This window comes from Microbacterium sp. 20-116, assembly GCF_041079415.1.
Taxonomy (GTDB): Bacteria; Actinomycetota; Actinomycetes; order Actinomycetales; family Microbacteriaceae; genus Microbacterium.
The window spans coordinates 91,210-104,463 of the sequence record NZ_JBFYGP010000008.1 but is presented as its reverse complement, the minus strand read 5'-3'; the positions used below and the strand labels follow the sequence as shown (position 1 = coordinate 104,463).

Annotated in this window: 12 protein-coding genes; 5 read left to right on the top strand and 7 right to left on the bottom strand. The window is 68.3% G+C overall.

Annotated elements, in window-relative coordinates; genetic code table 11:
* Positions 1-895: 895 nt before the first annotated feature.
* Positions 896-2,692 carry an alpha/beta hydrolase gene (locus AB6V29_RS14365; RefSeq protein ID WP_369359453.1) on the bottom strand — a complete coding sequence of 599 codons (1,797 nt, stop codon included), beginning with the start codon at positions 2,690-2,692 and terminating at the stop codon, positions 896-898.
* Positions 2,689-2,979 carry a type VII secretion target gene (locus tag AB6V29_RS14360; protein ID WP_267788784.1) on the bottom strand — a complete coding sequence of 97 codons (291 nt, stop codon included), beginning with the start codon at positions 2,977-2,979 and terminating at the stop codon, positions 2,689-2,691. The genes AB6V29_RS14365 and AB6V29_RS14360 overlap by 4 nt, the downstream gene beginning before the upstream one ends.
* Before the next feature lie 164 nt (positions 2,980-3,143).
* Between AB6V29_RS14360 and AB6V29_RS14355 the strand changes: the two genes are divergently transcribed.
* The 4 genes from AB6V29_RS14355 to AB6V29_RS14340 are packed head-to-tail and all read left to right on the top strand — an operon-like array spanning position 3,144 to position 6,604.
* Complete coding sequence (locus tag AB6V29_RS14355; RefSeq protein ID WP_267788785.1) at positions 3,144-4,079, top strand: ABC transporter ATP-binding protein; 936 nt, start codon at positions 3,144-3,146, stop codon at positions 4,077-4,079.
* A complete protein-coding gene (locus AB6V29_RS14350) occupies positions 4,076-4,873 on the top strand; it encodes an ABC transporter permease (protein WP_141377097.1) in 798 nt (265 codons plus the stop codon). Before AB6V29_RS14355 ends, AB6V29_RS14350 begins: the two co-directional genes overlap by 4 nt.
* Positions 4,874-4,892: 19 nt before the next feature.
* Complete coding sequence (locus AB6V29_RS14345) at positions 4,893-6,002, top strand: sensor histidine kinase (RefSeq protein ID WP_369359450.1); 1,110 nt, start codon at positions 4,893-4,895, stop codon at positions 6,000-6,002.
* Complete coding sequence (locus AB6V29_RS14340; protein WP_267788788.1) at positions 5,999-6,604, top strand: response regulator transcription factor; 606 nt, start codon at positions 5,999-6,001, stop codon at positions 6,602-6,604. The genes AB6V29_RS14345 and AB6V29_RS14340 overlap by 4 nt, the downstream gene beginning before the upstream one ends.
* Positions 6,605-6,956: 352 nt before the next feature.
* Here the strand turns inward: AB6V29_RS14340 and AB6V29_RS14335 are convergent, their stop codons facing one another.
* The 5 genes from AB6V29_RS14335 to AB6V29_RS14315 form a co-directional block, all read right to left on the bottom strand.
* Positions 6,957-7,349, bottom strand: coding sequence for a DUF779 domain-containing protein (locus AB6V29_RS14335; RefSeq protein ID WP_141377088.1), 393 nt, complete (start codon positions 7,347-7,349; stop codon positions 6,957-6,959).
* Between the two features lie 160 nt (positions 7,350-7,509).
* Positions 7,510-9,060 (bottom strand): aldehyde dehydrogenase family protein, encoded by a 1,551-nt coding sequence (locus AB6V29_RS14330; protein ID WP_141377086.1) that lies wholly within the window; start codon positions 9,058-9,060, stop codon positions 7,510-7,512.
* Between the two features lie 276 nt (positions 9,061-9,336).
* A complete protein-coding gene (locus tag AB6V29_RS14325; protein ID WP_141377083.1) occupies positions 9,337-9,861 on the bottom strand; it encodes a hypothetical protein in 525 nt (174 codons plus the stop codon).
* A gap of 78 nt (positions 9,862-9,939) precedes the next feature.
* Positions 9,940-11,226, bottom strand: coding sequence for a helix-turn-helix domain-containing protein (locus AB6V29_RS14320; RefSeq protein ID WP_267788798.1), 1,287 nt, complete (start codon positions 11,224-11,226; stop codon positions 9,940-9,942).
* Positions 11,227-11,363: 137 nt separating this feature from the next.
* Complete coding sequence (locus tag AB6V29_RS14315; RefSeq protein WP_141377078.1) at positions 11,364-11,924, bottom strand: hypothetical protein; 561 nt, start codon at positions 11,922-11,924, stop codon at positions 11,364-11,366.
* Positions 11,925-12,036: 112 nt separating this feature from the next.
* Between AB6V29_RS14315 and AB6V29_RS14310 the strand changes: the two genes are divergently transcribed.
* The gene (locus AB6V29_RS14310) at positions 12,037-13,071 is read left to right on the top strand and encodes an NAD(P)-dependent alcohol dehydrogenase (protein ID WP_141377076.1); all 1,035 of its coding nucleotides are present in this window, start codon (positions 12,037-12,039) and stop codon (positions 13,069-13,071) included.
* Positions 13,072-13,254: the final 183 nt, after the last annotated feature.

Here is a 13,254-nt window from a genome sequence, read left to right as displayed (position 1 = left end):
CGTCATCTCGGTGACCATCCAGCTGACATGTCCCCCAAGAGCTCCTCGCTCCACGCGTCATCGCCGAGGGCAGCGCGTACGTCCGCGTAGTAACCAAGCACGGTCTCTTTCACCTCGTCGGGAGTCACCTCTTCAGCCCCTCTGCTCGGCGAACCGGCGGAGCACGCGCTGACGGACATGAACACGAAAGTGAGCACACACGCGATTACTAGGCGCTTCATTTGTAAACGCTCCCGATCCAACTCTTCGAGCTCTCGTCCGTCCCGACTCAGGAATCGCTGCCATGCTCAGCGCGCCGCGGAGGCTCCGCCGGGTCACGTGACGGTTCCCCTTGAGCGAGCAACCGTCCGTCATGCCGCTGAGCTAACCGATCAGGGCGACGAAGGTGGCGTGAGGGTCGGCTGGGGGGAGTTCAATTGAGCGAGATCGCCCTCCACGCAGGGACTCAACACCTGGAGCCCTGAGAACGTGGCGCTGAACTGCAGCTGAGTGAGGGTTCCATCTTGCTTCGCCCCCTGCAGGAAGGGTGGATCAGAAACGACATACGTCCCGGGCCTGTCTGAGACGGGCTGGGCGCGGGCGACGAGTCCAAGCCCCGCCCACTTCTCGGCAACTTTCTCAGAAAGGGCCCCCAGATCACCTTCCATGGGTTTGAGACGTTCTACGAAGAAGAGAAGCTGGACTAGTCCTCTCCCCTGCGCATCGCATCCCACCCAAGTCGGGTGCGGAGTCCACCCGGACTCTCCGAGAACGTCCTTGGTTGCGCGCAGGATCTGTTCGGCGCGCTCCTCGACTGCCCGGGTAGTCATCCCATTCCCCTCACCGTCTTTTGTCGGCACACACCCCGTCGTCATAAGTGACAACGCAATCAGGCTCGCGAGACTTCTCCTGAGCCTCATTGGGCATCTCGGAGCGGTCGCGGGTCGATGTAGAAACGTGTGTTTATGCCTCCGCTCGCGGCACGCCTGGCGAGGCTATCGCCACCCTCCGGTATGTCCTCACCCAGGCCGATGGAAGCCATTGCGGCATAGCGGAGAGTGACCGAACCGGAGTCGAGATAGCTGGGACTCTGCGGCCCGGCGCCGATTGGCCCGTGGCTGTGTACGCCATCAAACCGCTCGCCGTTCAAGCGAGCGTGTTCCGACCAGAAAGCGTGTGCTCCGAACGAGTCCGTGGTCGGGTCAGTCCTCCCCGAGAGTCCCTGGCCCACTGGTGCCCACCCATCGTTCATTGCTTGCGTTGCATACACTCCACCGCCCGGAACCCTCAGATCCTTCACCGATTCAATCTCGTCACTGACTCCGGCCGACCCGAGAAGCACGAGGTGGTCGGCGTCGGCGCGCTCGAGCGCGAGAGTGCTGACGTCGGTTCCGTAGGAATGCGCGATGACTGAGATAGTCGATTTTCCGCTATTGAGTTCATGCAAAGCCTTCATGGCGCCCAAATCGTGGGAGAGAGCCGTTGCTCCTACTTCGGCTCGGGTATCGGCAACGACCTCGGGGGCCCGCCAGAGAGGATCACTCACTGGCGGGTGATAGCCAAGCCAGGCGACGACCGCGATCTCATTCATGGGGGTACCCGACGCCAGAAACTGTTCCCACCTCAGTTTTGCGGCGGCTGATACGTAGGTTTCCATATCGTTCCCCACCGTCGTGTTCATGCCGGGAACGATGAAGCTCACATGCTCCGCGGCATCCAAATCCCCCACCGCCACTTGCGCCAACGGCGGCCGGTCCAGCACCAGTGAGACGAGCGTGTTGCCCTTCGACGCACGATCCAGCGCCTCCAAAGCCGCCACCTGCTCCGCGTCATCCAACGGACTGTTCCGCGCTTCCTCCAGAGCCTGGGCGAGCACGATGCGGTTCGCCCGGTCGCGGGCGGCGTAGGCGACTCCACCGAGATTGCCGATCACGCCGGGGGCCGTCGCGATCAGCGCGTTCTGCTGCGAAGCGTTCAGCTCGCGCCACCAGGGCGCCACCTCGCTCGGGGCGATCTGCGACAGCCGGGTGACCAGGTCGGGCCGGGTATGCAGCAGCGCGGCGAGCGCGGCACCGTCGAGCGAGCGCAGGACCGACAGCACACGGTCCCACGTCAGTGTGGCCACGCCGAGTTGCGCGCCAACAGCGGCCCACGTCGTGCCGCGCGCCCGCACCGCGTCGATCGCGGCGCGGACCGCCGCGGCCGCGACGGTACCCGCTGCGCGCACATCGGCGCGGGCGTCCGCGAGCATCGCCTCGGCGCGTGCTCTCGCTTCCGTGCGGGTCGTCGGGGCAGGGCCGCGGTGTCGAGCGTCGGTCGCGAAGACGGGCCACCCCCGAGCGAAGGAGGCGAACGGGACTCCGTCGGCGGCGTCCTCCGCCAGTGACTCCGAGAACGCCCACCCTTCGATCGCCTCCGCCGCGAGGGTCTGCGCCCTACGCAGCGCCAGGGCGTAGGTCCGCATCGGCTCGACGATCGAAGCCGCCCCGTCGCCGATCTCCGTCCACCGCTGCGCCACGGCCGCCATACGGGCGGCATACGCGTCAGCTCCCTCACCGCTCCAGCCGTCGATTTCGCGCAGCCACCGAAGTTCCTCGGCCGTCGTCCCCGCCACACGGCTTCGTCCCGACGCGAGATGAGCGGCCTCGTACGCCGCATCAACCGAACCCGGAACCAGGTCCTGAGCCACCGACGCCGCGCCCAGACCGCTCACAGCCCCTCCTTGAGCGCCTTCACGGTCGCGTCGGCCTTGGCACCCGCCGCCTCGTACATCTCGGCGGAGTTCCGAAGACCGGATGCCACGTCGTCCGACTGCGCGACCGCTTCGGTCCACCCGCCGGTCAGCGCCTGGACGAAGTCGCCCACGGCCGCGCCCAGTTCGGCGTGACCGAGGTTGCGGGAGTCGGGGACCGCGGTCTCGCTCTCGGCGCGCTGGACGGTGACGTCGACGACCTGTGCCGTGCGACGCAGTCTCTCTGAGTCAACCGAGATCTCGCGCATGCCGGCAAGGTAGACGAACTCGGCGGAGGGCCTCCGAAGTTATCCACAGATCCCGCCCGCAGCCCGGGCGAAGTTCACCCGGTCACCCACCCATGACGAACGTCACCCCCGAATGGTGACGGGCGACGGATGTGCCGCGGACCACCCGAGGCCAGCATGAACACATGACCTCCTCCACCCCCACCTCCGCCGCGATCAACGCGCGGGGCGTCGTCAAGAGCTTCGGCTCCGTCCACGCCGTGCGCGGCGTCGACCTCACCGTCCGACCGGGCGAGATCGTGGCCTTCCTCGGCCCGAACGGCGCGGGTAAGACCACCACGATCGACATGATCCTGGGACTGACCATTCCCGACGCCGGCAGCATCGAGGTTTTCGGTCACACCGCTCGCGGCGCCGTCGCCCGCGGTCTCGTCTCGGCCGTGCTCCAGTCGGGCGGACTGTTGAAAGACCTGACCGTGCGCGAAACCGTCGAGCTCACGGCGAGCCTGTTCGCCGAGAAACGTCCCGTCGACGAGGCGCTCGAGCGTGCCGGCATCCGGAATCTGGCACGACGCAAGGTGGGACTGTGCTCGGGCGGCGAGCAGCAGCGACTGCGCTTCGCGATGGCGCTGGTGAGCGACCCGGCCCTGCTGATCCTCGACGAACCGACCACCGGCATGGATGTCGAAGCGCGCCGCTCTTTCTGGAGCGCGATTCGAGCGGATGCCGCGCGCGGACGGACCGTGATGTTCGCCACGCACTACCTCGACGAGGCCGACGAGTACGCCGACCGCATCATTCTCATGCGGGGCGGTCAGATCGTCGCCGACGGCAGCACCACCGAGATCAAGAACCTCGTCTCGGGTCGTGTGGTTCAGGCGACGCTTCCGGATGCCGACCTCACGGCGCTCGCGGCGCTGCCCGGCGTCGACTCGGTCGAGGCCAACGGCGAGCGCGTCTCGGTGCGCACGCGGGACTCCGACGCCCTCGCCCGGCACCTGCTCAGCACGACCACGGCGCGTGATCTGGAGATCACCGCGCAGAACCTCGAGAGCGTCTTCTTGACTCTCACCGCCGAGCCCTCGGCGTCCGACCTCGCCTTGAATGGATCACTTCGATGACCGCCATCGCCCTCGACCGCCCGGTCCCCGCCTTCGGCGGCTTCACCCTGACCTATCTGCGCATCGAACTGGTGCGCAAGCTGCGGAATCCTCGGAGCATCCTCTTCACCGTCGCGTTCCCCGTGCTGATGTTCTTCATCGTGGGGTTCCAGACGCTGGACGTGCCGCTCACGGACACCCCGCTGGCGGCCGGGGGAGTGTCGGTGGCCGCGTACATCATGGTCTCGATGGCGATGTACGGAACCATGATGTCGGCGACCCAGACCGGGGCATCGGTCGCGGTCGAGCGCGCGCAGGGCTGGTCGCGCCAGCTGCGGCTCACGCCCCTCAATCCCGTCGCGAACGTCGTGGTGAAGATGCTCGCGGGCATGATGTTCGGCCTCATCGCCGTGATCGCGACGTACGCGGTCGCCGCCGGGGCCGGTGTTCAGCTCGCCCCGGCGCAGTGGATCGTCACGGGCCTGGCGGCCTGGGTGCTCGCCGGCGCCGTCTTCACGACGCTCGGTCTCATGGTCGGGTACATGGTGCCGGGCGAGAACGCGGCGCAGATCACGAGCCTCGCGGTGGTGCTGCTGTCGTTCCTCGGCGGTCTGTTCTTTCCGCTGTCGTCGATGCCCGACTTCCTCCAGGTCATTGGCAAGCTGACGCCGGTGTACGGCATCGGCGAGCTCGCCCGTTCGCCCCTCACCGGTGACGGATTCGATCTCGGCGCCCTGATCAACGCGGTGGTCTGGCTCGCGGTGTTCGTCGCCGGAACCGTGTACTTCTTCCGTCGCGACACGCGTCGCGGCTGACGCGCCTAGGGTGAACGACGTGAGCACGACGACCGGCCCGGAACGCACCCGCGTTCCGGGCCGCCGTCCGTTCCGACGCGGCTGGTTCATCGGGGCATCGATCTCGTTGATCTGGACCTTTCCCGTGCTCGTCGAACTGTGGGAGGGTCCGAGCGTCGCCGGTCACCTCGTCGGCACCGCGATCGTGGTCCTGTTCGCGGCCGCGTTCATGGCGACCGTTCCCTACGCCCGTGTCACCGCGTCGCGCCTGCGCCGGGTGGCGCCGACCGTGGTGCTGTTCGCACTCAGCCTCGCGCTGCTGCCGTGGCTCGGCGCCGACATCCGTTGGATGTGGACGTTCGTCGGCGTCGCGTTCGCCGTCTCGGCGATGGGCCGGCGGACGACCTGGCTGTTCGTCCCGGCCCTCAGCGCTCTGTCGTTCGTCGTCGGCGAGGCGATGGGCGCCGACGCGTTGTCGAACGTCGTGAACTCGGCGATCATCCTCTCGATCTCGATCATGATGTTCAGCTTCGTCGAGAACATCTCGACCCTCGAGCGTCTCCGCGACGCGCAAGAGCAGATCGCCGAACTCGCCGCCGAGCGCGAACGCGGACGGGTCGCCCGCGATGTACACGACATCCTCGGACACTCGCTCACCGTGATCACCGTCAAGGCCGAGCTGGCCGGACGACTGATGGATGCCGGCTCCCCGGCCGCCCGTGACGAGATCGGCCAGATCGAGGAGCTTTCGCGGGGAGCGCTGGCCGACGTGCGGGCGACGGTCCACGGTTACCGGGGCGTGAGCATCAGCGGCGAGCTCGCCGCGGCGCGAGCGGCGCTCGAGAGCGCGGGAGTGTCCGCCGACCTCCCCGGCTCCACCGACCAGGTTCCCGCCGACCGGCGTGAACTCGCCGGCTGGGTCGTTCGAGAAGCCGTGACCAACGTGGTCCGCCATTCCGGAGCGAGCGCCTGCCGCGTGCAACTCGACAACCGCTCCATCGAGGTCGCCGACGACGGTTGCGGCCCGGCGTCCACGGCATCCACCGGTTCGGGTCTGACCGGGCTTCGGGAACGTGTCGAGAGTTCGGGGGCACGGCTGACGATCGGCCGTAGCGACCTCGGCGGATTCAGAGTGAAGGTGGCGTGGTGATCCGACTGCTCATCGCCGACGATCAAGCTCTCGTCCGCGGGGCCCTCGCCGCCCTGCTGGGACTCGAATCCGACATCGAGGTCGTCGCCCAGGTGGGTCGCGGTGACCATGTGGTCGAGGCGGCAAGGACGTCGGGGGCCACCGTCGCCCTGCTCGACATCGAGATGCCGGGAATCGACGGGATCGCCGCGGCCGCTGAATTGCGGTCGAAGGTTCCCGGATGCCGCGCCCTCATCGTCACGACCTTCGGACGCCCCGGGTACCTGGCGCGGGCCATGCAGGCAGGAGCCTCGGGGTTCGTGGTGAAAGACACCCCCGCGGCCGAGCTCGCCGATGCTGTGCGGCGGGTGTCGCAGGGGCTACGCGTGGTCGATCCGCAGCTCGCGGCGGAGTCGCTCGTCCAGGGCGACTCACCGCTGACCGAACGCGAGACCGACGTGCTCGCCGCGGCGCGCGACGGCGGATCGATCGCTGACATCGCCCGGACCGTGCACCTGTCGGAGGGCACGGTCAAGAACCACCTCTCGAGCGCGATCGGCAAGACCGGCGGGCGGAATCGGGCGGATGCCGTGCGGGTCGCGGTCGAGCGGGGGTGGCTGTAGCGGGCCGGGCCGCGACAGGACGGGTGAATACCGTCCGCCCGAAGGTGATTCTCCCGCCGAGGACGGACACGGTATGCCACATTGACCTCTCCACGGACCTGGAGAATCCACGTGCACGAGACCCCCGACCTCAGTCTTATCGTCACCGTCTTCGCGGCTCTGCTCGGAATGGGCTGGGGATACCTCATCGACCCGGCTCGGCATTCCACTTACTGGATCGCGGTGGCTTGCGCTTCGGCAACGGGGTTTCTGGTGTCCTACCTCGTTCCGGACGCGGTGCTCGCCGTCCCGGTTCTCGTCCTGACCCTTGCCTCGGTGACGGCCCTGCGTGACAAGCGCTGGCGGGCAAGCCTCATCCGGACGGAGTGCCCACCCCGAACGCCACCGCCTCTTCCTCCGTCAGCATCCGGGAGCGAATGAGGAACCGCATGCCCGTCGGGCCCTCGACCGAGAAGCCGGCGCCGCGTCCCGGAACGACGTCGATCGTCAGGTGCGTGAACTTCCAGTACTCGAACTGCGACTCCGACATGTAGACCTCGACGGGGTCGTCGAGTCCGACCTCGATGTCGCCGAGGTGCACGTCGCTAGGCCCGGTGAGGAACATGCCCACGGGGTAACACATGGGGGAGCTACCATCGCAGCACCCGCCGGACTGGTGGAACATCAGCGGCCCGTGCTTCACCGTCAGCTCGCGCAGCAGCGCGGCCGCGGCATCCGTCACGTCCACGCGGGAGAGTTCTGGCATCCGTTCCCGTCCTTCGTTGAGGCATGTCCCACTTCGTGCGGAGATCGCGAACCCGATCCGCACAAAGTGGGACATGCATACCGTCCGCCACGTTGCGTGTCCCACTTCGTGCGAGTTCAGTCCGTCGAGCTCGTGCGAAGCGGGACATTCCGGAGGAAGCTCAGAAGAAGCCCATCGCCCCGTCGGCGTACGACACGAGCAGGTTCTTCGTCTGCTGGTAGTGGTCGAGCATCTTGAGGTGGTTCTCGCGGCCGATGCCCGACTGCTTGTACCCACCGAACGCCGCGTGCGCGGGGTACTGGTGGTACGTGTTCGTCCAGACGCGCCCGGCCTCGATGGCCCGGCCCGCGCGATAGGCGGTGTCGCCGCTGCGGCTCCAGACACCGGCGCCCAGGCCGTACAACGTGTCGTTGGCGATCGAGATCGCGTCGTCGAAGTCGTCGAACGACGTGACCGACAGCACCGGCCCGAAGATCTCCTCCTGGAAGATCCGCATGTCGTTCGTGCCCTCGAACACGGTCGGCGCGACGTAATACCCGCCCGACAGGTCGCCGCCGAGGTCGACCCGCTCCCCGCCCGTGAGCAGCTTCGCACCGCCCTGCTTGCCGATGTCGATGTACGACAGGATCTTCTCGAGCTGGTCGTTCGAGGCCTGCGCGCCGATCATCGTCTCGGGGTCGAGCGGGTTGCCCTGGCGCACTTTCTTGACGCGCTCGAGGCCGTCGCCGAGGAACTGGTCGTAGATCGACCGCTGGATCAGCGAGCGCGAGGGGCACGTGCACACCTCGCCCTGGTTCAGCGCGAACATCGTGAAACCCTCGAGCGCCTTGTCGTAATAGGCGTCGTCGTTGTGCAGAGCGACGTCTTCGAAGAAGACATTGGGGCTCTTGCCTCCGAGCTCGAGCGTGACGGGGATGAGGTTCTGCGAGGCGTACTGCATGATCAGGCGGCCGGTCGTGGTCTCGCCGGTGAAGGCGATCTTGCGGATCCGCTTGTGCTGGGCGAGCGGTGCTCCCGCCTCGATGCCGAAGCCGTTCACGATGTTCACGACACCCGCCGGCAGGAGGTCGCCGATGATGTCGAAGAGGAACAGGAGAGATGCCGGGGTCTGCTCGGCCGGCTTGATCACGACGCAGTTGCCCGCGGCGAGGGCCGGGGCCAGCTTCCACGCGGCCATGAGGATCGGGAAGTTCCACGGGATGATCTGACCCACCACACCCAGCGGCTCGTTGAAGTGGTAAGCCACGGTGTTCTCGTCGAGCTGGCTGAGCGATCCCTCCTGCGCCCGCAGCACACCGGCGAAGTAGCGGAAGTGGTCGACGGTCAGGGGGATGTCGGCCGCGAGCGTCTCACGTACCGGCTTGCCGTTCTCCCACGTCTCGGCGACGGCGATCTTCTCGAGGTTCTCTTCGATCCGATCGGCGATCTTGTTCAGGATGACGCTGCGCTCGGCCGGGGTGGTCTTCTTCCACGACGCGAACGCCTTCCACCCCGCCTCGACCGCGCGGTCGATGTCGTGCGCGTCGCCGCGAGCGACCTCGCAGAACGGCTTGCCGGTGACGGGGGTGATGTTCTCGAAGTACTCGCCGCTGTGCGGTTCGACCCACTCGCCGCCGATGTAGTGCCCGTACCGCGAACGGTACTCGGCGACGGCCCCGCGGGTTCCGGGAGCGGCATAGACGCTCGAGACGCCTTCTTCGACGATGGTCATGCGTGTCTCCTTCGACGGTCATGAGTCGCCGCGTCGGCTGCGAGCGGCGATGCGCCGACGGTACGCCGGAGGAGGTTGCATCGAGTTGCACGGGGTCGTCGTGGCCGCGGAGGGCGCGAGATCACGTGACCTGGACAAAAACACACGACAAGACGGGTGATGTCGGCGAGATCACGTGATCTCGCGACCTCACCGCACCCCGCGAAACGACGGATGCCACGACCCCGAGGCCGTGGCATCCGTTCTGCGCGTCGAAGACTCGGCGCAGCCGCGCGACTACGCGTCGGCGTCGGCCAGCACCGAACGCAGCGGAGGCACGTTGACCTCGTGCAGGTCGACGTCGTCGAGGCGCTCGATGCTCTGCACGCGTGGCGCGATCGCGCGGTCGTCGGCGACGATCCAGCTGCCGACGAGGAGGAAGCGGTCGTTGCCGGCCGTGATAGGACCCGTCAGCGCGAAGGTCTGGTGGGTCGGGGTGACGAAGGTCACCCGCACGGGGGTGCCGTGGGGAAGGGTCGAGGGGTCGACCACGTCGGCCTCGAGCGCGGGCTGCGGGGCCTCGATGCCGAGGTCGATGCGCTGGATCTCGGCGCTCGTGGCGAGGATGACGTCGCCGACGAGCGGCTGCCCGCCGACGCCGATGCGCACAGTGCCCTCGAGCGCGTAGAGCCCGTAGCGGGGCGAGCGGACGATGACGCGGGCGACGTCGCCCGCCTTGACCTCGGCGAGTGCCTCGCGGATGCGCCCCACGTCGCGACGGGCGCGAGCTGCCGAGAAGATGTCGAGAGCTTTTTCGTCCATACGGTCAGCGTAACGAGGGCCTCCGACATCGGGGAGGCTCTCAGCAAATCCCCTGGTGGCGCGGGGGAGCACGGAGTGTCACGCGCTTTCGAGGCTCGCCAGCCGAGCCACGAGACCCGCGCGTTTGGGTGAGCGGGCGGGCACCAGCTTCAAACACAAGCGCAGCACCTCCTCGTCGTCGCGCGCGTCGGCGGTCTCGGCGTAGGCGAGAAGCACATCCACCCCCGCTTCGGCGATCAGCGCCTCACGCAGCGTCGAGCGCACCGACTCACGCACCTCGACCACCCCCGGAGCCTCGGAGTCGGGGAGCACCGAGCCCGCATACGCCGCGAGCGCCACCCGGTGCGCCCCGCGATCGAGCAGCGACAGCACGTGCTGCGCGTCCGTTTCGAGGCCCACGGGAAGCCGGTAGGGCCGCGAGGTGGGGACGAGGCGCGGCGCCATCGGGGCGAGCACGCGCCGCAGCCTCACCATTTCGGGCCGCAGCGTCTCGACGGCAGCGTGGCCGTACACCGCCTCACTCAGTGCCTCGGCGGACAGACCCTCGCGGTGGACGGCGAGCAGTAGCAGGATCTCCGCGTGCCGCGCGCTGAGTTCGACGGACGCGCCGCCGACCTCCAGCAGGGCACGGTCTCGACCCAGGATGCGCAGCAGGGCTCGCGCCGGCGTGGGTCGACGCGGGGGAGGAGCCTGCTGCGCGCGCAGCCGCGCCACGAGCAGCTCGCTCTCGATCGCGCGAGCCGTGGCATCCACCAGCAGATGAGCCTGGGGCGTCACGGCCTCGGGTCCTCCGGTGACGTCGATCACGCCGAGCAGTCGGTGCGTCTCGGGGTCGTGCACGGGAGCCGCGGTACACGACCAGGGCTGCACGAGCCGGTTGAAGTGCTCCGCGCCACGGATCTGCACCGACCTGTCGAGAGTCAGGGCCGTGCCCGGGGCCGAGGTGCCCACGGCATCCTCCGCCCAGTTCGCCCCTGCCACGAACCCCATATCGCCGGTCAGGGCGCGGATATGACGATCGCCCTCGACCCACAGCAGGCGGCCCGCGGCGTCGCCCACCGCCACGACCACTCCTGATTCCTCCGCGGTGCCGGGCAGGAGCAACGAGCGAACCATGTCCATGACCCCCGCGAGCGGGTGAGCGCGGCGGTACGCCTCCAGCTCACCGCTGGGCAGATCGAGCGGCGGAAGACCTTCGGGCCCGACGAGGGATGCCAGCGACCTCCGCCACGAATCCTGCACGAGGGGCCGCACGTCATCGAGGCGCCGGTCGTCATTGCCGGCGAGGAGCTCGTCGTGAGCACGCGCGATCAGCAGCCCCGAGGTCTCGGGGGAAACGGCCGGTCGCGACCATGGAGAGGGCACGGGACTCCCATCGGCGGTGACGGAGGTGGGTCCCAGTGTAGGTCGGGTGGTCCGCGATCGGGAGGGTCGAATCGACCGGGGCGCAGTCCGTGCACTGGGGCGGTCAGCGAGCGCCCCGGTGCACGAAAGACACCCCGCTACGGCGCGACCTCCCAGGACACGACACGAGCGCGGTCGAGCGGGACGGACCCCGGAGCCAGGACATGCGGGATGCCGTGGAACCAGGCCCCGCTCACCCCTCGGCGCGCGCAATCCTCGAGCCAGGCGCGATTCTGCGGGGTCGTCGTCAGTGCCGCTCGATGGGACGCACGATCGAACGGCAGGACCTCACGCGGGTCGATGGGTTCACCCGTGGCGGTGAGCGTGCGGTCCAGCACGACACAGCCATCGGGAAGGTCAGCGGCCGGAATGGCCCAGAACTCCACTGGGGGCCTCTCACCCCCCCGGATCTCGAGCCACGCCTGCCAGATCGCGTGCGGGTGCACGGGGGAGAGGAAGACGACCTCTGTCCACGTCCGGTCGAGGCCGGGAATGACGGTGTCGCGCAGCCGGCGCCGCTCGGCGGTGTCGTCGTACTTTGCGAAGGCGTCTCGATAGGCCTCGGGCGCGATTCCGGCGAGGTCGCTCATCGGCACGAGCGCCGACGTGCCCTGCGCGAGACCGACCCGGGCGTGAAACACGCAGTCCGTGGCATCCATTGCCCCAGCCTGCCGATGAGAACCGTTCCCGATGTCCCGAAAACGCCGTCAACCCCCACAGGAAACACAGAGGACGCGCCCCACGGTGGAAAGAACGAGAGAAAGGGATGCCATGAAGGCAGTGCAGTATCGCGAGATCGGCAAAGGCCCCGAGGTCGTCGACATCGATGAGCCCCACGCGGGTCCCGGCCAGGTGCGCCTGAAGGTCACCGCGGCCGGCCTGTGCCACTCGGACTGGTTCGTCATGGACCTGCCCGAAGACCAGTACACCTACGGACTCCCTCTCACGCTGGGTCACGAGGGAGCGGGTGTCGTCGACGAGCTCGGCGAAGGTGTCGAAGGCGTCGAGATGGGCGCGGCGTACGCGATCTACGGACCGTGGGGCTGCGGCCGCTGCCATGCCTGCGCCCAGGGGGCCGAGAACTATTGCCCCTACGCGGCCGAGATGGGCATCACGCCTCCAGGACTGGGCAGCCCCGGAGCCATGGCCGAGTACGTGATCGTCGACGATCCGCGTCACCTCGCGCCCCTCGGCGACCTCGACCCGGTCGAGACCGTCTCGCTCACGGATGCCGGCCTCACGCCGTACCACGCCATCGTCGCGGCGAAGGAGAAGTTGTACCCGGGTGCCACAGCGGTCGTGATCGGTGTCGGAGGCCTCGGTCACGTCGGCGTCCAGATCCTCCGCGCGATCACGCAGGCGACGGTCATCGCGGTCGACCTGGGCGAAGACAAGCTGGCACTGGCCCGCGAGGTGGGCGCGCACCACACGGTCACCTCCGACGAGCATGCGGCCGAGCGCATCAAGGAGCTGACGAACGGCCTCGGTGCGACCGCTGTCTTCGACTTCGTCGGCGTCCAGCCGACGATCGACCTCGCCCGTGCGGTCGCGGGAATGGACAGCTTCATCCACATCGTGGGCATCGGCGGCGGCATCCTCCCCGCCGGTTTCTTCTCGACGCCGATGGGCGCGGCTGTCCGCGCTCCGTACTGGGGCACCCGCAGCGAACTCATCGAGGTGCTCGATCTCGCCCGCAGCGGGGCGGTCGGCGTGCACGTGGAGCGCTACGGCTTCGACGGCGCCGTCGAGGCATACGGGAAGCTGCACAAGGGGGAGGTCCGGGGGCGCGCGGTCGTCGTGCCCTGACGCGGGCAGTGAGGGGGTGGCATCCGACCTTCGAGCAACCCGATGACGCCGCCCCTCTCTCTCGCCAATGGCCCCGGGGCCACACAGAACGCCCCGGGGCCACGAACAACGCCCTACGAGGCCGCCCCACCCCGTACCGTCGTGCGGAGCGCGCGCCCGGCCCGCCGCCGACGGCCCGTCACC